The organism is Bartonella sp. AP20NXHL (assembly GCF_042196165.1).
Classification (GTDB): domain Bacteria; phylum Pseudomonadota; class Alphaproteobacteria; order Rhizobiales; family Rhizobiaceae; genus Bartonella.
This window is the reverse complement of sequence record NZ_JBHIPV010000005.1, coordinates 88,708-110,098: the sequence shown is the minus strand read 5'-3', so window position 1 is coordinate 110,098 and position 21,391 is coordinate 88,708. Positions and strand designations below refer to the sequence as shown.

Genomic DNA, 21,391 nt, shown 5'->3' with positions numbered 1-21,391 from the left:
AATTGTTTTCATTTAATACAGGAGGTAAAGTTATGAAAACTAAAGATATGTATAAACCCCTGAAAAAAAATTAAACGGGTTGATGTTGCTGCGCTCAAAGCCCGAGCAAGTGAGCAGAAAATGGCTGCTTGAGGCGCTTCTATGAATTGAAGTTTTAAAATATACAAAGCTGGCGGCAAAAAAGCTGCCAGCTTTATAGCTTTTGGATATATTAATGACGATAGATTATGAAGTTAAAAAGTTGCTCTATGGCTGTGGGGCAATGAGCGGGGTTCGGCTGATTACAGGTTCCTTCCATGCTTTTTTTTTCTTGTCTATGGGCGTTAGTATAGCACAGTTAGCCTTATTACAAATTGTATTTAGCGCGGCTATTTGTATTTTTGAAGTGCCTTGTGGAATTTTAGGAGATAAAATTGGCGTTAAAAAAAATGTTATCTTATCATGTTTCTTTTTTTCGCTCTTCTTCTTTTTATGTATTTACGCGCCTAATCTTTCTGTCTTAATTCCGGCAGAAATTATTTATGCTTTAGGCTTTGCTTTATGCTCTGGCGCTGATAGCACATGGATTAAAGGCTTAATCGACGGCGGTGGATACAAGGGTAGTTTGATCTACCACCAAGTAAATGCCTATAAACGGGAACTAACGGCATTCATGAATATGGTTGCTGGTGCGCTAGGTGTTCTTATTGTTTTGTGTATGGATAATTATCAGTCGGCATATTATTTTTGTTCTTTCGGGTTTCTCGTGCTTGTATTCTTGTTTAGTCGGGTGACGGGGATAGCTATTGCATCCGTTTCGGGTAGTCAGCCAATAAAATCGGGTTCTTTGTTGCATGCAACAGAAGCTTTTACTTATTTAGTTACCTCAAAAATCGGGTTATATTATATATTGATATGTGGTTTTATTGTTGCTGCATTGCAGCCAATATTTCATTTTTGGCAACCTTTTATTTTGGGACAGACAGGAGTATTAGACAATGCAACAGGAAAGACTAAAATTCTTATTCTTGGCCTGTGCTTTGTGTCTTATACTCTCGTAAAATACTTATTTAATCGCTTTGTAATTAAATATCTTATGCAAAAATACGCTCCTATGGCGATAACTTTGTGCTCACTCGTCCTGAGTGCTGTTATTATGCTTGCTCTGCTCCTCGTTGCAAACAGTTGGGCTCCTATTATTTTATTCACCGTATTTCATAGTTTTTTTTCTGTTCCTATGACGCAGTTTGAAGCAGAGTTTTTTAAACATATTCAACAAAAGAATGCAAATACGGTTTTATCCATTGTTAGTTTTCTTGCGCGTATTTTGGGTATTTTAGCGCTTGTGCTGATTGGTTGGTTGGCAAATAATGTTTGTATAGAAGCAGCTTTTTGTTTTGCCTTGGTGTGTATATGTTCAATTATCCCGCTTAATTTGGCCTGGCTTTATACTGATAAAAAGTTAATAAAAAACGAAGAGGTCTGAGAGTGAAGATACAGTTGAATAGGGCCTTGCCTGTGACTTACATAAAGACACAGGAAAGAATAGTGTGTGGGTCATCTTATATGGATTGAGTCGAAATTAATAGCTGTCCATCGTTTTTAGTAGAGATGCTTACCGATTTGAATACATCAAATGATTGTGCGGCTATTAGCCAGAAATATCGCGAACGAGCATATCAAGAGGATATGATATTGATGTGTTGTTAAATGAATACTTCAGATTGGATTCGGAGGTGGACAAAATTATTATTTTTGGAGAGGGCAATCATTCATATGAAGTCTCTATAGTTTTGTGATGTGGACATGGTGCGTATAGTTATAGAATGCTCTCCTAGTGAGTGCTAGATGGTGCTTTTGCGTCCGTAAAATATTGTGCGTTGGTTGTTGAAATAAAGTTTCATAATTTTAGATCGTAAAGCGGTGGGGCATCGAGGTGCCTTATGTATCATAAATGCTCTTTTTTAATTGGTGTATAGGCACAATGGATTGTAAAAATGCTAATGCCTGTGTTTTTTGACAACTTGGTCGGCTTTGTTTTTTTACGTATGTAAGCAGCGAGTAAGCAAAGGTTAGCACAGGTGTATTACTTGCAGTACCAAAAAGTTTGATTAAAAATACTAAAAATGGATATACAAGACGAACAAACGGCTCGCTGAGGATCTTTTATCAATGACTGTAGTTGCTTGGGGGCATAATATTGTACAAAAAAACGCATGGCATAAAGTCCAAAAAACCAATAAAGGTGCATTGCGCTTCTTTTTTAAGAACTGGGCATCTCCTCTTACCTTAATGCGTTCTCATTATGCATCCTTTACACAAGACTTGCGATGGAAAGACTTTACGGAAAAAATCAATGTGTTTTGTTTAAAAGATCCGAGCTTAATATGCCCTTCAATATGGAAAGATATTTCACAATGTTTGTTGTGATGAAGCAATTGCTCTCTCTTGGCATGCCTCTGGCTGTTGGGTTTATCTTTCAGATGATGATTTCCTTCACAGATGCAGCGCTTGTAGCGCATTTAGGCGTGCAAGCCTTGAGTGGTACAATGTTAGCTCTGAGTATATTTAGTTTTGTTATGTTGTTTGGGCTAGGTATTATTACCGCGGTTGCACCAAAACTTGCGGAAAGTTTTCGTAGACAAGATAGATATGCATTAAAGGCATGGTTTGATCAAGGAATATGGCTTTCCCTTGTGATTGGAATGATGAGTGCGATCATTTTACTCAACACGAGGAATATTTTGTGTTTTCTCGGCCAAGATGGGACAATTGCCAATATAGCGCAGGAATATAATAGTGGTGCTGCTATAGGAGTGGTGTTTTTTTATCTTTATGTGAATAGCCGGGGATTACTGTCAGCAATTGGTAATCCAAAGCCCTTAACCTGGGTTATGCTTGCGGCTATCATCGTGAACTTTTTTATCTCTTGGCTGCTTATTTTTGGTATAGGTTCTGCAAGCGGATTAGGTGTCTTTGGTGCAGGAATTGCGAGCAGTTTGATCCGTATTTTAATTGTTATTGCAGCAGCAATAATTTTGTCCCGCAATTCTGCTTTTCATTCTTTTTGCTTTAATTATTTGAGACCAAAGTTAGAGATTTCACGAATAATAAAATTGCTGCGAGTAGGGCTACCTATTGGTATACGTATTCTTATTGCGGAGGGCTTTCCTTCGGTTATTGCATTCATGATTACGGCTTATGGGATCGAATCTTTGGCCGCACATACGATAGGGATGCGACTCGATATGCTTATTTCTGTGGTGGCTTTGGGGATTTCCAGCGCAGCCGCGACAATAGCAGCGTGGTATAGAGCAGATAGGAATAATATGGCTCTAAAACAGCTGCGTATGAGTGTCACAGTTTTTGCTGTAGCTTATGTCTTATTTTTATCAGTGGTTGTTTATCTCTCTTATGAATTTATCCTTACAACCATCTTTAATATTTCTGAAGACAGCGTTGTTGTTTTCTCTTGGAAGTTGCTTCCGTTCATCTTATTGTCTTTTGCTTTTGGCACTTTAGGAGCTATGCTCAATGGCATACTTGTGGGTTTGCTTGATACGTTTTGGTCAACAATTGTTGTAGCAATAAGTTATTGGGGGTTAGGCCTATTTGGGGGAGCGCTAATGGCAAATTTTTTTGAATATGACTTTATTGGCTATTGGCTTGGCATGATTGGTGCAAGCTTAATCGTTTCTCTCTTTAATTATATGCGCGTGGGTTATTTAATAAAATGCAATCCTATGTTTGGGGCAGAGTGAGTGTTATAAAAGCGCTTGTAAAGCACTAGCTGTGAAGGCTTAGCTACTCACCATCCATAGAGGCTGTTTTTACTTCTATGGAGATAACAATATAGGTTACAAAACTTGCTTAATATTGAAAAGAAGTGTCTTTGATTGTAGCCTCAATATTATTTGTTGAGTTTTTAAAATAATATGGGTTTATTAAAATCATTCGGCTACAATTTAAGAGTAAGTTCGGTAGATTGGAAGAGTTTAATACCTTAAAAAATGACGAGAAAAAACGTGCTTATATTCATACGCCGTTGAGGAGGCATTTAAAAAAGTTGTTGTTTTTATAAGTCATTACCATTGTGATGCTAAAACGCATGCATTTGTCAAAACAATCGCAGACGCTAACGATGTTATTCTTGCAAGCCCTGTTTATCACGGGTCTTATTCAGGGGGATTGAAGAATGCTCTTGATAATTTAGAGTATAATGCTTTTGGGATAAAGTTTTTGGTCATCTCTCTCATGACAATATAACCCAAAATGCGCACTGCCCTGTGTATATTTGGTACCAATTGTGCATACGCTTTATGGACAGGCGCTGCAATATCAAGTTGCTTCGGCTAAAGATGATTTTGCGTTTGAGAATGAAAACCGCACACGGAGACTTAGCAGCGTAAATGTACGGGCTTGCTGCGCACATCTTGCTGATAAAATGTACAATAAGGGTGGAGGATATGATCAAAAATGATAGGAAATACCGTTATTTAGTCATTGGTGGTGCAGGAATATTGGCTCCCTTCGCCGGTTATTAGGGCTGAACAACGTGATTATCGCAGCGCGTTTTCGTTCTCATCAATCCAAAATTGAGTTATTTCAGACAAGGGCTAAATGTATATTTTGGAGATTATTATAAGCCATAGGCACAATTTTTAAAAGGGGTACCCCTCTGGACAGGCTTGAAATATTGCATATTATGGGGGGGCATTCGCTTGCACATGCATTTTCGTGTAGGTTGAGATTGAGCGGTTGGCCTTCTTACCGAAGCCTCTGCGTATTGTTCATGTTTTTGGTTCTAATGCAGAGGATAAAATAATCTCTGGATGTGCGCATCACAATGAGATTGATCCCATATCTGTAAAATTAGGTCGGAAAAGGCGATCATATGGCCGGCGGTGGTCAATGAGAAGAGTGTATATGATCATGTGGGGTTTATAAGAGTAATATTGAGAAAGAATTTGCGCAAAATTAATGATAATGCCTCCGAAGTAAAATTATTTTTTAAATTGCCAAGGAGCTTTAAAATCGTGGCGCTCATAGGCTCTTACACGCCGGATTTGGGGGTGTTTTAGAGTGAGATGGCGCGCAAAAGCTTTATTTTGTACTGGAAACAAAAGGAACGAATAGCGAGTTTGATTTGCGCCTTAAAGAAATGCTGAAGATTAAATGTGGCAAGGCGCATTTTACCGCCCTTGAGACTGGTGTGGTGTTTAACGAGGCACCGGTGATGAGTTGGCGCGATTCTAAGCGGGGGATGGTGGTAGAAAGAGTGGGGGGCTGTGGTAGGAGTGGGCGGCACGAATGACGCTGTCTTTAATTGCGTACCGCCAAGCTAATTTTGTGCTTTGCGAAATTAGCCAAGGCTTTTGGACGTACCGCGTAAAATCTTATGAATATCATGCAGAAGGCGCGCAGAAATGGGGGATTGCGTGTCTAGCTTCCCAATGCCGTAATTAAGTACAGCCACAAATGAGATAGCTCTTCAATATCATCAGTCGCACTGATACTTGTTCTTTATTTTCAAACAATAATAGGTCAGATGGTAACGATTATGTCCTTTCTATCTGAGAAAAGAGTAGCACCGCTTGCGTATATGCACGAGTAAAAGTCAATCAACATTGGTCTGAGGTAAAAACAGCCAATTATTTCTAATACACCTAAGGATTTCATAGCTTGCTCTAACGGTTTATATAAATCCGCCCTTTTAAAAGGTGGATTGGGTGGAAAATTTATTGGGATATAGGCTTTATGAATCTCTCGAACTAAGCTTCCTATTATGCAGGCCCTAAGGCGTGATTGCATATATGGTCGCATCTGTTGCTCGTTGTGTAGGCAGAGATCCTAAATTAGGAAAGGAGGGCTGGTCTTTTAATTACAAAGGAAGAATACGGCGCGTAAGTGCAACAAAATGTATTTTGAGGAGCGGTAAAGGGGTGAGGCATTTGATGTCCAGCGGGTGACGGATTAACTGGAGTATAAGTAGGCATTGCTAGGGCGGAGTTTTTAGTTAAGAATTGCGCTCTGTGCGCTATAAGCTCTCTGCATCCTTCATATAGGCGTTGGATCATCGCCCAATGCAACGTAAAGGGGCTGTTTTGTCTTTAGCGCTTGTTTGGCTGCTTCTATAGTGCCGCTGGCTCTATCAGCCATTATGGTTATAATTTCCTCGTCCAAAGAACAGATCAATCGATTGCGTAATAGGGTATGTGTGCCTTTTTTGACCGTGTCTTTTTTAAAAAGCAGCTGTTACCTCGTGGCAGGATTGGGTGTGTTTATATGATCAGCCTGCCAAAGAAATGGAAGCGTTATCGCGATAGCCACCAATAGTAGTCCAGCGATAAAGGCGGCAGCAAACTGCAATGATATAAAAGAACCAAGGACGCCGACCAAAAAGCTTCCGACCGGCATTCCAGCATAGCCTATCACCCGAAAAGCAGAATTAGCTCGCCCGAGAAGTTGCTTTGGTGTGAGGCGCTGCCTGAAGGCGGTAACACCAATAAACCATAAACTTGCTCCAACGCCAGCGATAAAGGTGACGCCCCATACGACGACAGCACTTTTTGAAAAGGCTGGAATCAGCAGCAAGACAACCGTTCCTAAACCGTCAGTGAGAACAGCTAGGCGCACCGGTGCATAACGTATACGCGGCGCAAATAGGGCACCTGCCATTGTTCCAAGCGCGTAGGCCGCAAACATCACGCCATATTGGCTGCTATGTAGGCCCAGATACCGACTGTCGGTAACGAAGAAGATGAACGAGGTTAGGAATGCTCCAAATACCACCGATAGAAAGAATGTGAGTAATGTAAGGGAGGTAAGATGCCGATTTGAAAAAATGAAACGAAAGCCGGCAATAATATAACGGAAAGTGATGTTTTCTTTATCAAGTGTTGGCGATGTCGGAACAGCACGGCGAGCGGTAAAAATCAATGTGATAAAAAGCACGATTAACAAGCCAAGAAATAGCAGTGTGCCATGCCCTAAAATGCTGCTTGTTATGACAGGGGCAAGAAAATAGGAGACCCCGAAATCTAAAAACAAGACAATTGAGTAGAAGGTCATCAATCGCTCTCCCTCCATGATAAGTGGTGGAATCGTCATTATATAAGCTTCGGCAGAAACGACGATGAATCCAGCAATGGTTGCATAGAAGAAAATTTGTTCGGCTGGAGCAATCTGTATCATGAGCAGTATGAACAGGACAATATGCAGTAGCATGAAGATGAGGAGAGCTGTGGTGGCAAGTTTTATTTTGTCGCAGCGATCAAGTAAAGCGCCTGCAAGGATGCCGAAAATTGGCCACGCTAATGAGAAGAGACCTTGCGCCCAACTTACTCCGACTACGCCATATCCAGATTGTCTTGCTAATAGCGGGATGGCAGTGCGCAAAGCACCGCTGAGTAAGGCGAGCAGACTAACGGTTAGGCAAAAATAGCGTATGTTCCTGTTGGCAAAAAGCGTGAACATTCTTTTCTCCTTAAGATGCCATACAGGTTTCCGCTGTTCCATCAAGTACGGCGGTTGTATTCAGCATGTTTGCGACATAGCCGTCCAAGATATTCCTATCTGCCTGAGGTAGAAGAAAATACATAAGGTTGGAATACCATTGCCAACCACGCTGAGTCAGCTGGAGATCGTTATCACTTTCTACGATGAGACCTGCACCTATGAGCTGTTGTAGGTTATTGTATACGAAAGAGGGGGGTGCGGTCCAGTCAATTCTTTCTTTTTTGGCATAACCGTTATAAGGTAGCCTCATACACAAAGCCTTGGAGGCTTGTTGCTCCGCTGATACCCAATTGTAGTATACTTTGGATTTGCCTTTAAGTTGTATGTCGGTAATGTATCCGCTTCGACTGGGATTGGCTCGTGTGACGAGTGAGCCGAGAATCGACATTGCTGACGCCCCGAAGCCAACCACATAATCGTCATGATAACCATGCAAATATTTGTGATAGCGGAAATAATTAGCTGAACTCGTTTTAGCGAGCGTTAGAGGAGTGTTGTTGGCAATTTTGATATAGGAATGCCCATTACACGGCGCATAGCCGCAGCTGCGCATAACGATGTCGCTAAATAAGCGAAGCATCTGTCGATGCTGTAGGCTGGATGGCTTTAGCCCTTTTTGTGCGTAAGACTTATGCAGTTGCGACGTGATAGCCAGATTGTTGATTGCATAGAGGTTGATGGTTTCAGGGTGAAGCTCGCTGGCTTGCTTCAAATCGTATAATAGTTCTTCGGCTTGCTGGCTGTGCATGCCATATAGTAGGTCGAAACCGACATGTCCAATTATCTCTTGTGACCAAGCCACGGTATTGTTGATTTGTTCACGTGTTGAGGTGAGGTTAAACAATGATCGGAAACGCTCAATGAAACTCTGTATACCGAAGCTGATCCGGTTAACGCCGATCTCACGGGCAGCATAAAGTTTATCACGTGTGACGCTCTTCGGTTCGCTTTCCAGTGTAAATTCGGCTAAGGAAGAGAGCTCAAATTCGGCATGCAATACTTTTCCGATGTGTCGGATATTATCTGCGGACAAAAGCGACGGTGTGCCGCCCCCTATATAGATGCTGCGGATGTGCCCTCTAAGCGAGCGAATGAAATTTCCTTTGTTTCTGATCTCTGTGGTAAGCGCTGACATATAAGATTCGATTTGCTTAACGTGCTTGTAGGCTCCTTTCTGAAAGGGACAGAAGGAACAGATGGTTTCGCAAAAGGGAATATGCAAATAAAGAGAAATGGTACGCGCTTATGGAATTTTCTTACTGTGCGCTAGTTTATTAAAGTCTAGGTAATCGTAAAATTCATTTGAAATAGTGCGAAATAACGGATATGTGAAGTTGTAAATCGTCTTGAGTTGGTCGAACTTCACAAAAGGATGATCCACGAGTTGCATAACTTACCTCCCCCAATTTCTTAACTCGCACTATATTATTGACGGGCGACTGGTGACCCAATCACCCTAGTGTATTACCAAAGATTTTTACGGAACATAATGAATCCTCCTTTTGTAGAAGTTATATGTATTATACATATAACTTCTTATATGAACAGGCGAGCTTGTTTAAGAGGCAATGTAAAGATAAAAATATAAAAGAACTTTCTCTTGCAGCCTTATGGTCTGATATTGTAATTGGTATCCTGTTTTACGTGGTCGGGCTATGAATGCCTAGGGCGAGAAAAAGCAGGGTATTTTAATGGACGTGCGGGGCATCATTGTTATGTTGCTGGGACTTGGAATTTGCGTCTGGTTATGAAATATCATTAGTGCAAAAAGATGATTTTAAAGGTAGATATATATTTTTTGATATCCCTGTAAAACTTCGAGAAGAGATAGAATTATCTATTAGAAAACATATAAATGTCCAGTGTGATAATATTATCGAATTACATGACATCATCGCTCTTGCCCGCCATTTTGACATATTGCCTAAAATCTCATTGAGATTGTGCCATGTACTGGCAAACGGGGATAGATTGCGTTTTGGTATGACTGCGGCGGAGTTACGTGCCGCATTATCTTTGCTAGAATCCAATAGGATTAGGCTTAATGGGGCGCCTTTGCATGTGGGCTCTAATTTGAATTCGACTGAGTTAATAGTATCCACCTTAACTAAGGCTGGAAAGGATATTTACGCATTGAAGGATCAAAAAAGTTTTATCAGTCTAGGCGGGGGATATCCGACTTCCACAGCGTTCTGCGATGCCGTGACGATCAATGACGAATACCCTCGTAAAATTTATGAGGCATTATCACAATTGGGTTGTGATTTACATAAGCTTACGGTAATTATTGAATCTAGGCGTATTATATCTGAAGATTATGGTTATTTATTTTCTATAAAAGAGCAGAGTGGTACGAACTTAATTACAATCTGGGCTCTGGGGATGTGTACTCAATCTGCACAGTATCACTAGGTCATAAGTCAAAGTATGTGAAAGCAACTGATACAAAAAAGATTTTACGATGGTGGAAGATCGACGATGAAGGACTTTAGTTCAAAGGAAATTGATATTATTGTGTTCTCATATCCTGATTTTTTGGCTTTTTAGATATAAATAACACACCTCCTAGTGGGCTGGAGACTATCAAATGTTGGATCACGCATGGCGCAATTAGCAAAAATTCCTATCTATTGGATTTGGTATGCTCTACTGGATTCTCAGCTCTAAATATTGTGTGCGAAGTGCAATGTCAAGCGGTGGAAATTGATATAAGTGCAGAGTTTGTACCATTCGCTCAGAACAAGGTTGATAGCTCTGTTATGCAGGCGATGGTTAAGTTTCATGTCGGAAATGTTGAGCGTATGTCTTATCCTGAAAATACATTTACGCATATTATGGCGGGGTGAGTGTTTGTAAGCACAGCTGTAAAGGCTACTCACCATGCCTAGGGTGTTTACTTCTATGTGGATAACAATAGAGTTACAAAACTTGCTTCATATTAAAAGAAAAGTTTCCTTTCTTTTAATTAAGCATTGCGACAACCAAAAGGAAATTAAATATCTCGCCTTTATTATTCTCACCAATGTTTGCTTATATATGATTATTTGAATCGGAATTAGATTACGTACAATATGGTATTTCTCGCTGTTTTATATAAGGAGAAGGTTAGCACCGATGTATCGCGTGCAATATCATTTTTTTCACTATGGTGATAGGATAGCTTGTTGAGCGTAAAGTTCTTTTACCTTGATGGATCTTATAGTATTATTCAAAATATCAGTTGATAAATTTTTTTCGTGTCGTTTATGCATGGGCTGATACAATAAGAATAGGACTTGATTGTTTTTAAAGTTGGTATGTTATGGATGTAAAAAATGGTAAACAAACGAAAAGTAAGAATTTTAAACCTGTTTCTCGTTTTCTCAAAAGTTTACGTGGTGTGCACAATTGGGAACAAGTTTCACAATGGCTTGCTTTCCGTAAGGTAGAGGATATTGAATGTATTACGCCTGATCAAGCAGGGGTACCACGGGGCAAGATGATGCTTTCTAAAAAATTTACATCGGAAACATCATTGGCATTGCCTTCAGCAGTTTTTATGGCAACAATTTCAGGGGATTATCCGGAAGATGGTCATGGTTTTGAATATCCTAAAGCAGATGGTGATTTACGCCTTGAGCCTGATCTTTCTACGTTAAGCATTGTTCCATGGGAAGATGCTCCTACGGCACAGGTGATTTGTGATCTTGTGTATCAAAATGGTCAGGTTGTGGATTACACACCACGCAATGTTTTACGAACGGTGGTTCACTTTTACACAAAAATGGGTTTAAGCCCTGTTGTTTCACCAGAAATTGAGTTTTATTTGGTACAAAAAAATCCCGATCCTGATTATCCGTTAGTTCCACCGGTTGGTCGTTCTGGACGTTCAATTGGTGGTGGACAGGGGTATTCCATTGCTGGTGTGAATGAATTTGATGATTTGATTGATGATATTTATCAATTTTCAGAGGCACAAGGATTGGAAATTGATACCCTCATTCATGAAGAAGGAGCAGGACAGTTTGAAATTAATTTACGTCATGGTGATCCTATTGAATTAGCGGATCAAGTTTTTATGTTTAAACGAACAATTCGTGAAGCAGCACTAAAACATAATATGTATGCAACTTTTATGGCAAAACCCATTCAAGGGCAGCCGGGTTCTGCTATGCATATTCACCAATCGGTTGTTGATAAGAAAACCGGTATGAATATTTTTACACAGGAAAATGGTGAAGAAAGTATCTGTTTTCGCCATTTTATTGGTGGATTGCAAAAACATATGCCAGGGGTACTTGTGATGCTTGCACCTTATGTGAATTCTTATCGACGTCTTGTTCCTGATAATTCGGCTCCTGTTAATTTGCGATGGGGATATGATAATCGTACTACAGCTTTTCGAGTTCCTCGTTCTGCTCCTCAAGCGCGGCGTGTTGAGAATAGACTTCCTTCATCAGATGCGAATCCTTATTTAGCCCTTGCAGCTTCTTTAGCGTGTGGTCTTATTGGTTTGCAACAAAAAATTGAGCCGGATGAGCCAGCGACAAATAATGTAAACGCTGATAATATTGAGTTGCCGCGTGGACTCATTGAGGCAGTCAATTTGTTTGAACAAGATACAGTGATACGTGCTATTTTAGGGGATGTGTTTGTCAGTACTTATGCTGCAATCAAACGCCAAGAGTTTGAAACTTTTATGGAAGTAATCAGTCCGTGGGAGCGTGAATATCTCCTGCTGAATGTTTAAATTTTATGACGATGATTGATTATAATTCAATTTCTCCAGGAATTTCTTGGTATGAAGATGCTTTAAGAGAACGTCCATCGTATCCTTCTTTTTGTGAAAACAGACAGTGTGATGTGGTCATTATTGGAGGCGGATTTACGGGTCTTTCGGCTGCTTATCATTTAGCCAAAGCTGGAGTAGATGTTGTTTTATTTGAAGCATCACGTTTTGGTGATGGTGCTTCAGGGCGCAATGGTGGACAGCTGGGAACAGGGCAACGGCAATGGGTAGAAACATTAGAAAAAAAGTATGGTTTTGAGCGAAGTAAGGCTCTGTTTGATTTGGCAGAAGAAGCTAAAAGAGATATTTTAGCTTTATGCACAATGCCTAATTGTCCGTGTGATTTGATAGGAGGACAGCTTTCTGTAACTCATAAAAGGCGTGAGCTTCTCTCTTATCAACGGCATATTGAGGCGATGCAGCGTTATGGCTATCACGCGCTTACTTTTATGGATAAGGCTGAAACATTTGAGCGACTTGGATCAACTTTTTATTGTGGTGGTATTTATGATGCGGATACCGGTCATATAAATCCCTTAAAATTGATTATTGGGTTGGCAAAAAGAGCACAAGATGCTGGTGCTAAGCTTTATGAGAAGTCACAAGTAACGACCGTAAGGCGCAAGGGAGCACATTGGAAAGTAATAACAGAAAAAGGCAGTGTAACAGCAGAGCATGTTTTACTTGCAACAAATGGGTATAAACTTGGTCTGGAGCGTTTTATTGAAAAAAATATTGTTTCTATTCGCTCTTATATTGGAGCAACGGACCCATTACCAAAGCATAGTTCAATTCTTATAGGGGGGGAATCGGTTGATGATTCCCGTTTTATGGTTCGCTATTTTCGCAAAAGCATTGATAATCGCCTCTTATTTGGTGGTGTAGAAAGTTATGATAATAAGCATCCTCTAAATTTAGATGAACGTATAAAACGGCAAATTGTTGAAATTTATCCTCAATTACATTCTATCAATTTAAGCCATCGGTGGGGAGCAACGGTTGCCATCACAGTTGAACGCATGCCTTATGTTCGCCAAATTTTTTCAAGGATGACTTATTGTGGTGGTTATTCAGGGCATGGCGTTATGCTGGCTCCTTTCGTGGGAAAATTATACGCAGAATGGTTAACTGGAAAATATGAACGTTTTTCCTATTTCCAAGACTTAAAGATTTCATCTTTTCCGGGGGGAAGAGTTTTGCGTTATCCGCTTATATTTTTAGCAATGCGTTGGTTTTCTTTATTGGATCGCCTTTAATGGAAACATTGCTTGAAATGAAGAAAATTAATGGCTTATTTAGTATCTGTCTGCTTTAATGATGAAAGCTTTTATAAGTGATATGGGATTTCATAATCGAATAGAAAAATAAACAAGTTCATGGTGCGTAAAATTATTCCAGTTTCTTCCTTTGATTGTATTGTTTTTGGTGGCAATGGTGATCTGGCGTTGCGCAAGCTTTTGCCGGCTTTGTATCATTGTCAGTGTGCTGGGCAATTCAGTGAGCCAACACGTATTATTGGGGTTTCGCGCACTTCCTTAAGTCGTGAAGAATATCAAAATTCTATCCGTCTTTCTTTAGAAAAACATATCCATCCAAAAGATCTAAATTCAACAGAACTCAATCATTTTCTTGCACGTTTAACTTACGTTTCTGTTGATGTTTCCTCAAATCGAGGGTGGGAGGATTTAGCTCTCCTTCTGTCACAAGATTCAGCGGATATTCGAGCTTTTTATTTGGCTGTTGGTTCGTCACTTTTTGCTGATATTGCGATGAAGTTGGAAAAAAATGATTTGGTGACACCACAAACACGGATTATCATTGAAAAACCAATTGGTTGCGATGTAAAAACAGCGGTTTCACTTAATGATGTATTTGCAAGCGCCTTTAATGAAGAGCAGATCTTTCGTATTGATCATTATCTTGGGAAGGAAACTGTTCAAAATTTAATGGCATTGCGGTTTGTTAATACACTTTATGAACCGCTATGGAACTCCAATTATATTGATCATGTTCAAATAACCGTTGCTGAATCTTTAGGGTTAGAAGGGCGTACAGAATATTATGAAAGCACTGGTGCTTTACGCGATATGGTTCAAAACCATATGCTACAATTACTTTGTTTGGTTGCGATGGAAATACCATTTACCAACAGTGCTAATGCTGTACGTGATGAAAAACTTAAAGTTTTACATTCTTTAACACCGCTTGATGTCCATAATGTAGGGCAGCATACTGTACGTGGGCAGTATCTTTCTGGTCTATCAAATGGTATATCTGTAGAGTCTTATTTTGATGATTTGGGAAGAGTGAGTAAGAGCGAAACATTTGTAGCCCTTAAGGTTAAGATTGATAACTGGCGTTGGGCTAATACGCCTTTTTATTTACGAACAGGTAAGCGCATGTTCACGAGAATGTCTGAAATTGTTGTGGTTTTTAAACCTATTCCTCATAATATTTTTAATGTGGATTTAGATGAAATTTTTTCTAATCGGCTTGTAATTCGTCTCCAACCTGATGAAGGTGTAAAACAATGGTTGATGATTAAGGATCCAAGTTATGGCGGTATGCGGTTTCGTCACATTCCATTAGACATGAGTTTTGCTTCCGCATTTTCTGAACGTAATCCTGATGCTTATGAACGTTTATTAATGGATGTTATTCGTGGAGATCAAACACTGTTTATGCGTCGTGATGAAGTTGAGGCTGCTTGGCGTTGGATTGATCCAATCATTGAGGGGTGGGAAGCAATAAAACAGCCTGTTCACAGTTATAATGCTGGTTCGTGGGGGCCGTCTGCTTCGATGAGCCTCATGGAACGTGATGGGCGTATATGGAACAATTTAGTTTAGAGCAATAAGTATGTATAGAATGAATATTGACCGTTTAGATTTTGAAACCCCTCAGACTTTAGCCTTGGCATTGGCAGATCGAGTAGCCGCAGAGCTTAGTGTATCTGTTCTTGAGCGCAAGAGAGCAGTTTTAGCGGTGTCTGGTGGTAAAACACCAGCATTGTTTTTTCATTATTTGTCAAAAGCGGATATTGATTGGCAAAATATTATTATCACTTTGGTCGATGAACGTTTTGTCCCTACACACGATGAACGTTCAAATGAACATATGGTACGGTGTCATTTGTTACAAAATTTTGCCGAAAAAGCACGTTTTGTAGGGCTTTATCATAAAGCAATTACTGCTGAACTTGCTGCTTTTTCAGCGGCGAGTCGTGTTAATACTTTGCCTAAACCCTTTGATGTTGTTGTTTTAGGAATGGGGCAGGATGGACATACGGCTTCTTTTTTTCCTGATGCTGATCGTTTAAAGCAAGCGCTTGATTTACGAACACAAGCACTTGTTTTACCCCTTCATGCTAAGAGTGCTGTTGAGCCAAGACTCTCACTAACTTTGCCAGTTATTATGCAATCTCGTTGTATTATTCTCCATTTTGAAGGTTTTCAGAAACGCGATTGTTTTGAAGAGGCTTGTCAAGACGGGTCTGAAATAGAAATGCCTATTCGGGCAATTTTGCGTAATTCCCCTCATCTCGTTCAGGTTTATTGGTCGCCTGCAGAAAATGAAATAAGTGAATCAAAATATGCGACACAAGGTGAATAAAAACGTAATCTCTCTCAATGAATGAGGGGCAGCAACAATGAAAGGGGGAGAGAAATATGGCACTTTCCAAGACAATTGCCACAGTTACACGAAGGATTTATGAACGGTCTCAATCAACACGAGAAATTTACTTAGATCGTATTGCAAAAGCACAAGTTCATCGCCCCAAACGGAGTTTTTTAGGATGTGCCAATCAGGCGCATGGCTTTGCTGCTTGTGGTGCAATAGATAAAGAGCGTTTGAAGGGAAATATTGTTGGGAATATTGGCATTATCACGGCATATAACGATATACTTTCAGCGCATCAACCTTTTGAAAAATTTCCTCACTTAATTAAAGAGTCGGCCCGTATGGTTGGTGGTGTTGCACAGGTTGCAGGTGGTGTTCCCGCGATGTGCGATGGTGTTACGCAGGGAAATGCGGGGATGGAGCTTTCCCTTTTTTCGCGTGAAGTAATTGCAATGGCGACAGCTATAAGCTTATCACACGATGTCTTTGATGCAGCATTGTATCTTGGGGTGTGTGATAAAATTGTACCAGGTTTATTGATTGGTGCACTAACATTTGGTCATTTACCAGGAATTTTTATAGCAGCTGGTCCCATGACGAGTGGTCAAGGTAATGATGAAAAAGCGAAGATACGTCAACTTTACGCGGAAAATAAAATAGATCGCCAAACACTTCTAGCATCAGAAGCACGTTCTTATCATGGGCCAGGAACATGTACATTTTATGGAACAGCTAACTCTAATCAGGTGATACTGGAGATGATGGGGCTTCATATGCCTGGAGCTTCTTTTATTAATGCTAATACACCGTTGCGTGATGCTTTAACAAAAGAAGCTACGAAACGTGTACTTGAAATGACAGATCTTGGTGATCATTATAGTCCACTTGGTATGATCATTGATGAGCGTTCTTTTGTGAATGCCATTGTAGGATTAAATGCAACAGGAGGTTCTACCAATCATGCGATTCATTTGATTGCTATGGCTGCTGTTTGCGGTATTAAATTGACATGGCATGATATTGCAGAAATTTCATCCGTTGTGCCTCTTTTAGCGCGCATTTATCCTAACGGTTTAGCAAATATTAACCATTTTTATGCTGCGGGGGGAATGGGATTTATTATTCGCGAGCTTATCGAGGCAGGCTTGGTCCATGAAGATGTTTCTACGGTTTTTGGTAAAGATCTCAATGCTTATGCAATTGAAGCAAAGCTTTCTACTGATGGTCATGTGGTGCGTGAAGCGGCTCTTAAGGAAAGTGGTGATCATAAGGTGTTAGCAGGGTGGAGAAAGCCATTTCAGTCTGATGGTGGTCTTCGTGTTTTATCAGGAGATTTGGGAACAGCTATTATAAAAGTTTCCTCTGTTAAACCAGAGTATTGGCAGATTAAAGCACCAGTCTTTGTTTTTAATGATCAAGAGGAACTACAAAAATCTTTTAAATCTGGAGTGTTGCATAATAAAGACTTTATCGCTGTTATTCGCTATCAAGGACCAAAAGCCAATGGTATGCCAGAGCTTCATAAATTAACGACCATTTTAGGCGTTTTACAAGATCGCGGTCAAAAGGTAGCATTGATAACCGATGGGCGTATGTCAGGAGCGTCAGGAAAAATTCCTGCTGCCCTCCATGTGACACCAGAAGCAGTGGATAATGGCCCCATTGCACGTTTGCAGGATGGTGATATTGTTTTTCTTGATGCTCATGAGGGTAAATTAACTCTTTTGGAGGATTTAGCAAAATTTAACGCGCGACAAATCATACCTCCAGATCTTTCAAAAAACGAACATGGTGTTGGACGCGAACTTTTTCATGTTTTTCGTCAATCCGTTAATCGTGCAGATCAAGGGGCATCTGTTTTTATGACATGAAAAATGCAAAAATAATAAGCTGAATCATATACAATGAAACCATATACAAGGAATTGTTACAATTCTTAGAATTTTGGTATAGGCAGATTGTGTGATCGCGCAGCAGCTTTGAGTGTATTAACCATAAGCATGGCAATTGTCATTGGTCCAACGCCTCCTGGAACAGGGGTGATCGCAGCAGCTTTTTCTTTTACGTTTTCAAAATCGACATCACCAACAAGACGTGTTTTCCCTATACCTTTTTCTGGTGCAGCAACGCGGTTAATACCGACATCAATAACAATTGCACCATCTTTTATCCAGTCTTTTTTAATCATTTGTGGACGGCCTACAGCTGCTACTAGAATATCAGCGCTTCGACACACATCATCAAGGTCACGGGTACGACTATGGGCAATTGTCACAGTGGCATTGGCTGCTGTTAAAAGGGCAGCCATAGGTTTTCCAACAATATTAGAGCGTCCAACAACGACAGCATCAAGTCCAGATAAATCTTGCCCACAGTGTTGTTCAATCATCATCATGGCACCAGCTGGAGTGCAGGGAATAATTGCATCGTCAAGTGCATTTGCCGCGAGTTTTCCTACATTAATATAATGAAAACCATCAACATCTTTTTGGAAAGCAACGGCTTGTGTTATGCGATTTGTATTCATATGAGCAGGGAGAGGCAGCTGTACCAAAATACCATGAATTTTGGGATCAGAATTTAATGTTGCAATAAGTTGAAGGAGTTCTTTTTCTTGTGTTTCTTTGGAAACGGCATGTTTGATTGAAAGAAACCCACATTCTTCGGCTTTTTTATTTTTTGAGGCGACATATACTTGACTTGCAGGATCATCTCCAACGATAATAACAGCGATACTAGGTTGTATATTATAGTGATGGCGGAGCTTTGTTGTTTCGGCCTTAACTTTCACAATAATCTCTTCAGCAAGTTTTTTTCCGTCGATAATATTATTCATTCAGAGATCCTTTCGGTAAGGCTGTTTGTTTTTTTTTGTAAAGCATTTTCTAATAATACGATAGAGTTTTATAGCAATATTCATATGAGAACAGTAAGAATGGTTTTATAATGTTGTGGATTTATAGTTTTGAAGACTTTTAAATAATTGCTTTATAAAGAAGCAGCAACATTGCTGTTTGAATAAATTTTGGATAAAGAACAAAAATAATGAAGATACAAAGTGGATATAGTGAATTATAGGGTTATAAAAACTTTTTATGATCATTTAAGTTTGTTTTTAATCTGTTATAGGGGGATAAGTATAGAGGGATATTGTGCGCATCAGAATAATAAAACTTTTGAGCGGAATTTTTATTACAATTATCTTTTTATTGGGAGTGGGGATTCTCGTTTTACCTTATCTTATCTCTACAGATGCGATTCGTATTCGTTTAGCGCAGGATTTGAGTGCATGGACGGGTTACAATGTGCAATTGCGTGATCCACCGCGATTACATCTTTTTCCTTATCCTAAAGCATTTCTTTCTGGCGTTACTTTAACATCAAAAATGGATGATGTTGCGCCATTAATGGAAGCTGAATCAATAGAAGTTGATCTTTCTGTCGTCGATCTTCTTTGGGGACATATTTCTTTTTCAGAGACGCGGATTATGCGTCCTCAATTTGTTATGGAAAAGCCTGTTAAAACAATAGCAGATTTTTTTGATCGGTTTTCTCGCTCACAAGGTGCATTAGGGTTGGCAATACGTAATACGCGTGAAATATTAAAACATAATCCTGAACATCCAGAGATAGAGCAACTTTTAAAACAACCTTTTGGGCGGATTGTCATTAAAAATGGTGTTCTTGTGTATCACGATAGTTTTTCAGGAGCAGCAGAAAAAATAACAGGATTAAATGCAACTTTAGATTGTCCGAAATCAACTCAGGAAGTACGGTTACGCGCAGATGCGCGTTGGCGTGGAGAATTTACAAAGTTATCAATTGATGCTTCTCAAGCATTGTTGCTTCTTGCAGGAGGCAAAAGTCATATTAGGGCAAGTCTCAATTCTGTACGTGGGGGAATAACTTTTACAGGAAAGGCTCGGTTATCTGAATATTATATTTTTGACGGAAAAGTATCGATGCGTTCTCCTGGATGGAATCAGACATTGTCTTGGGTTGGTGGAAATCAGTTTTGGGGACATAAATTAAAAATACCCATTGTATGGGAATCTCATTTTTTAGCGCAGCCAATGCATATCCAAATGAACAATGTTACATTTACGATGGGAAAAGCCAATGCGCGAGGAGCTTTAAAACTCGATTTTCAAGATTATGTACCAAATGTCATGGGCTCTTTAGCTTTTGATAACCTAGACCTTAGCCTCTTGAGTTCAATATTTTTTTCAGGCAAAAAGAAAAATGCCTGCTTTGACATGAGAACTTTTGATCGTATTGGCGTGGATATACGACTTTCTGCGCCACAAGCTAAAATAGGAAATATTTCACTCACAAATTTAGCTGCTGCAATACAAATAAGAGATGGGCATGGTATTTTTGATCTTGGACATGCTAATATTTTTGGTGGATCCGTGCAAAGTAATATTGAAGTTACGTCAGCTGGACAGAGAGTGCGTATTGGAGGAAATATTTCAGGCGCTTCTATTGATATGCAGGAGACTTTAGAAACCTTGGGATTTATTCCATTTATACAAAGCAAAACGAATTTTACTGCAACGGTACGAACACTTGCTGATTCTTGGCCAGAAATTTTCACGAAAATGCAGGGTGAATTAACACTGAAGATGTCTTCTGGTCGGCTATTAGGGTATGATCTGAATGAATTACAAACAAGACTTTCAAATAAACAACAATTTCTTTTAATGAATAATGATACTTTTTCAACAACATTTGATCACTGGGATATTCAGACAAGCTTTTCAGAAGGTATGATGAAGGTGACAGAGTCATTAATGCGTACAGCAGACTTGAGCTTATCCATTCAAGGAACCATTGCAGCTGCTATTGCGCAAGGGAAGCAAAATGAACTGATATTACAGGCACAACTAGACAAAAACTATAGATCAGAAACTTTATGTAAAGACGTCCAATGTCTTGCTAATAGCCTTGCATGGCCTTTTACATTTTCTCTAAGCTCTAAAGGACAAAATCATGGTAATTTTTGGGTTACAAAAGACATTGACGCAGATTGAGTATCGTTTTTCATCTGTATAATATTCTATCCTATAATGGTAATTCGTTTTTTTGCAACTTAAAATTGTCTTTTAAATTTAAATCAGAGCTCCCATTATCGAAAGATTCTCTCATTTTAAGTCCGTTCGTCGTGAAGCAGTAAAAACCGTCCTCTCCGTCATAATAAGTGTGGTTGATATAGATAAATGACTGAAGAGAAGAATAAAAATCCTTCTTATGGAATCTCTCAAATACAAGAGATTCATAATATTGATGCAAATCTTAGAAAAGTTGCTAAAAAACATTAAAATTTTAAGGAGGATGTTGGCCAGTGCTTATTGAATCGCAGAAGAAATACCATAGCCATCTTTGGTAATTGTATGCTTCCCGTCTGCTCCAACAGAACCAATTCCCACTGTAATCAAAATAAAGGCTAAGAGGGTTGTAACCGTAATAATTGTAGCTTTTTTAGCAGACATATTTTTCCTCCAC

19 protein-coding genes are annotated in these 21,391 nt (G+C 39.6%); 15 read left to right on the top strand and 4 right to left on the bottom strand.

Translation table 11 applies throughout. The annotated features are described in order from the left end of the window. The first annotated feature begins 214 nt into the window (after nt 1-214). From ACFILL_RS04500 to ACFILL_RS04470, 7 genes are all read left to right on the top strand, one after another. Complete coding sequence (locus tag ACFILL_RS04500) at nt 215-1,465, top strand: MFS transporter (RefSeq protein WP_375643328.1); 1,251 nt, start codon at nt 215-217, stop codon at nt 1,463-1,465. A 931-nt stretch (nt 1,466-2,396) separates the two neighbouring features. After that, nucleotides 2,397-3,740, top strand: a complete 1,344-nt coding sequence (locus tag ACFILL_RS04495; protein WP_375643329.1) for an MATE family efflux transporter — start codon at nt 2,397-2,399, stop codon at nt 3,738-3,740. A 316-nt stretch (nt 3,741-4,056) separates the two neighbouring features. Then, on the top strand, nt 4,057-4,245 hold the full coding sequence (locus tag ACFILL_RS04490; protein ID WP_375612108.1) for an NADPH-dependent FMN reductase: 189 nt from the start codon (nt 4,057-4,059) through the stop codon (nt 4,243-4,245). Between the two features lie 40 nt (nt 4,246-4,285). Continuing rightward, the gene (locus ACFILL_RS04485; protein ID WP_273790372.1) at nt 4,286-4,459 is read left to right on the top strand and encodes a hypothetical protein; all 174 of its coding nucleotides are present in this window, start codon (nt 4,286-4,288) and stop codon (nt 4,457-4,459) included. Nucleotides 4,460-4,883: 424 nt separating this feature from the next. Further along, the gene (locus ACFILL_RS04480; RefSeq protein WP_375637525.1) at nt 4,884-5,060 is read left to right on the top strand and encodes a hypothetical protein; all 177 of its coding nucleotides are present in this window, start codon (nt 4,884-4,886) and stop codon (nt 5,058-5,060) included. Between the two features lie 65 nt (nt 5,061-5,125). Continuing rightward, the gene (locus ACFILL_RS04475; RefSeq protein ID WP_375637524.1) at nt 5,126-5,293 is read left to right on the top strand and encodes a hypothetical protein; all 168 of its coding nucleotides are present in this window, start codon (nt 5,126-5,128) and stop codon (nt 5,291-5,293) included. Next, nucleotides 5,290-5,445, top strand: coding sequence for a hypothetical protein (locus tag ACFILL_RS04470; protein ID WP_375643330.1), 156 nt, complete (start codon nt 5,290-5,292; stop codon nt 5,443-5,445). The genes ACFILL_RS04475 and ACFILL_RS04470 overlap by 4 nt, the downstream gene beginning before the upstream one ends. 789 nt (nt 5,446-6,234) lie before the next feature. Here the strand turns inward: ACFILL_RS04470 and ACFILL_RS04465 are convergent. Both ACFILL_RS04465 and ACFILL_RS04460 read right to left on the bottom strand, forming a co-directional pair. Next, nucleotides 6,235-7,455 carry an MFS transporter gene (locus ACFILL_RS04465; RefSeq protein ID WP_375643332.1) on the bottom strand — a complete coding sequence of 407 codons (1,221 nt, stop codon included), beginning with the start codon at nt 7,453-7,455 and terminating at the stop codon, nt 6,235-6,237. Nucleotides 7,456-7,465: 10 nt separating this feature from the next. Then, nucleotides 7,466-8,719 (bottom strand): coproporphyrinogen-III oxidase family protein, encoded by a 1,254-nt coding sequence (locus tag ACFILL_RS04460; RefSeq protein ID WP_375643333.1) that lies wholly within the window; start codon nt 8,717-8,719, stop codon nt 7,466-7,468. 488 nt (nt 8,720-9,207) lie between these two features. On the opposite strand from ACFILL_RS04460, the gene ACFILL_RS04455 reads away from it, so the two are divergent. The 7 genes from ACFILL_RS04455 to edd all read left to right on the top strand — a co-directional run bounded on the left by ACFILL_RS04455 (nt 9,208) and on the right by edd (nt 17,757). Then, on the top strand, nt 9,208-9,909 hold the full coding sequence (locus tag ACFILL_RS04455; RefSeq protein WP_375657467.1) for a hypothetical protein: 702 nt from the start codon (nt 9,208-9,210) through the stop codon (nt 9,907-9,909). Nucleotides 9,910-10,127: 218 nt separating this feature from the next. Next, complete coding sequence (locus ACFILL_RS04450) at nt 10,128-10,343, top strand: class I SAM-dependent methyltransferase (RefSeq protein ID WP_375663704.1); 216 nt, start codon at nt 10,128-10,130, stop codon at nt 10,341-10,343. Between the two features lie 455 nt (nt 10,344-10,798). Continuing rightward, a complete protein-coding gene (locus ACFILL_RS04445; RefSeq protein WP_273790377.1) occupies nt 10,799-12,226 on the top strand; it encodes a glutamine synthetase family protein in 1,428 nt (475 codons plus the stop codon). Nucleotides 12,227-12,237: 11 nt separating this feature from the next. After that, nucleotides 12,238-13,521, top strand: coding sequence for an NAD(P)/FAD-dependent oxidoreductase (locus ACFILL_RS04440; RefSeq protein ID WP_375643369.1), 1,284 nt, complete (start codon nt 12,238-12,240; stop codon nt 13,519-13,521). A gap of 120 nt (nt 13,522-13,641) precedes the next feature. Beyond that, complete coding sequence (gene zwf, locus ACFILL_RS04435) at nt 13,642-15,114, top strand: glucose-6-phosphate dehydrogenase (RefSeq protein ID WP_375643335.1); 1,473 nt, start codon at nt 13,642-13,644, stop codon at nt 15,112-15,114. Between the two features lie 10 nt (nt 15,115-15,124). Beyond that, a complete protein-coding gene (gene pgl / locus ACFILL_RS04430) occupies nt 15,125-15,877 on the top strand; it encodes a 6-phosphogluconolactonase (protein WP_273790379.1) in 753 nt (250 codons plus the stop codon). A 56-nt stretch (nt 15,878-15,933) separates the two neighbouring features. Beyond that, nucleotides 15,934-17,757 (top strand): phosphogluconate dehydratase, encoded by a 1,824-nt coding sequence (gene edd / locus ACFILL_RS04425; RefSeq protein ID WP_375643337.1) that lies wholly within the window; start codon nt 15,934-15,936, stop codon nt 17,755-17,757. Between the two features lie 65 nt (nt 17,758-17,822). On the opposite strand, the gene folD is transcribed toward edd, so the two are convergent. Further along, complete coding sequence (folD, locus tag ACFILL_RS04420) at nt 17,823-18,722, bottom strand: bifunctional methylenetetrahydrofolate dehydrogenase/methenyltetrahydrofolate cyclohydrolase FolD (protein WP_375643338.1); 900 nt, start codon at nt 18,720-18,722, stop codon at nt 17,823-17,825. Nucleotides 18,723-19,038: 316 nt separating this feature from the next. Here folD and ACFILL_RS04415 point away from each other — a divergent pair, with 316 nt between their 5' ends. Next, a complete protein-coding gene (locus tag ACFILL_RS04415; RefSeq protein ID WP_375637517.1) occupies nt 19,039-20,919 on the top strand; it encodes an AsmA family protein in 1,881 nt (626 codons plus the stop codon). 315 nt (nt 20,920-21,234) lie between these two features. Here the strand turns inward: ACFILL_RS04415 and ACFILL_RS04410 are convergent, their stop codons facing one another. Beyond that, nucleotides 21,235-21,378, bottom strand: a complete 144-nt coding sequence (locus ACFILL_RS04410) for a hypothetical protein (RefSeq protein ID WP_375643339.1) — start codon at nt 21,376-21,378, stop codon at nt 21,235-21,237. Nucleotides 21,379-21,391 lie beyond the last annotated feature (13 nt).

What these genes read in the sequence shown, in the direction of transcription:
- ACFILL_RS04500 (WP_375643328.1), top strand. Translation starts at nt 215, where the DNA reads ATGACGATAGATTATGAAGTTAAAAAGTTGCTCTATGGCTGTGGGGCA.
- ACFILL_RS04495 (WP_375643329.1), top strand. Translation starts at nt 2,397, where the DNA reads ATGTTTGTTGTGATGAAGCAATTGCTCTCTCTTGGCATGCCTCTGGCT.
- ACFILL_RS04470 (WP_375643330.1), top strand. Translation starts at nt 5,290, where the DNA reads ATGACGCTGTCTTTAATTGCGTACCGCCAAGCTAATTTTGTGCTTTGC.
- ACFILL_RS04465 (WP_375643332.1), bottom strand. Translation starts at nt 7,455, where the DNA reads ATGTTCACGCTTTTTGCCAACAGGAACATACGCTATTTTTGCCTAACC.
- ACFILL_RS04445 (WP_273790377.1), top strand. Translation starts at nt 10,799, where the DNA reads ATGGATGTAAAAAATGGTAAACAAACGAAAAGTAAGAATTTTAAACCT.
- ACFILL_RS04440 (WP_375643369.1), top strand. Translation starts at nt 12,238, where the DNA reads ATGATTGATTATAATTCAATTTCTCCAGGAATTTCTTGGTATGAAGAT.
- zwf (WP_375643335.1), top strand. Translation starts at nt 13,642, where the DNA reads ATGGTGCGTAAAATTATTCCAGTTTCTTCCTTTGATTGTATTGTTTTT.
- pgl (WP_273790379.1), top strand. Translation starts at nt 15,125, where the DNA reads ATGTATAGAATGAATATTGACCGTTTAGATTTTGAAACCCCTCAGACT.
- edd (WP_375643337.1), top strand. Translation starts at nt 15,934, where the DNA reads ATGGCACTTTCCAAGACAATTGCCACAGTTACACGAAGGATTTATGAA.
- folD (WP_375643338.1), bottom strand. Translation starts at nt 18,722, where the DNA reads ATGAATAATATTATCGACGGAAAAAAACTTGCTGAAGAGATTATTGTG.
- ACFILL_RS04410 (WP_375643339.1), bottom strand. Translation starts at nt 21,378, where the DNA reads ATGTCTGCTAAAAAAGCTACAATTATTACGGTTACAACCCTCTTAGCC.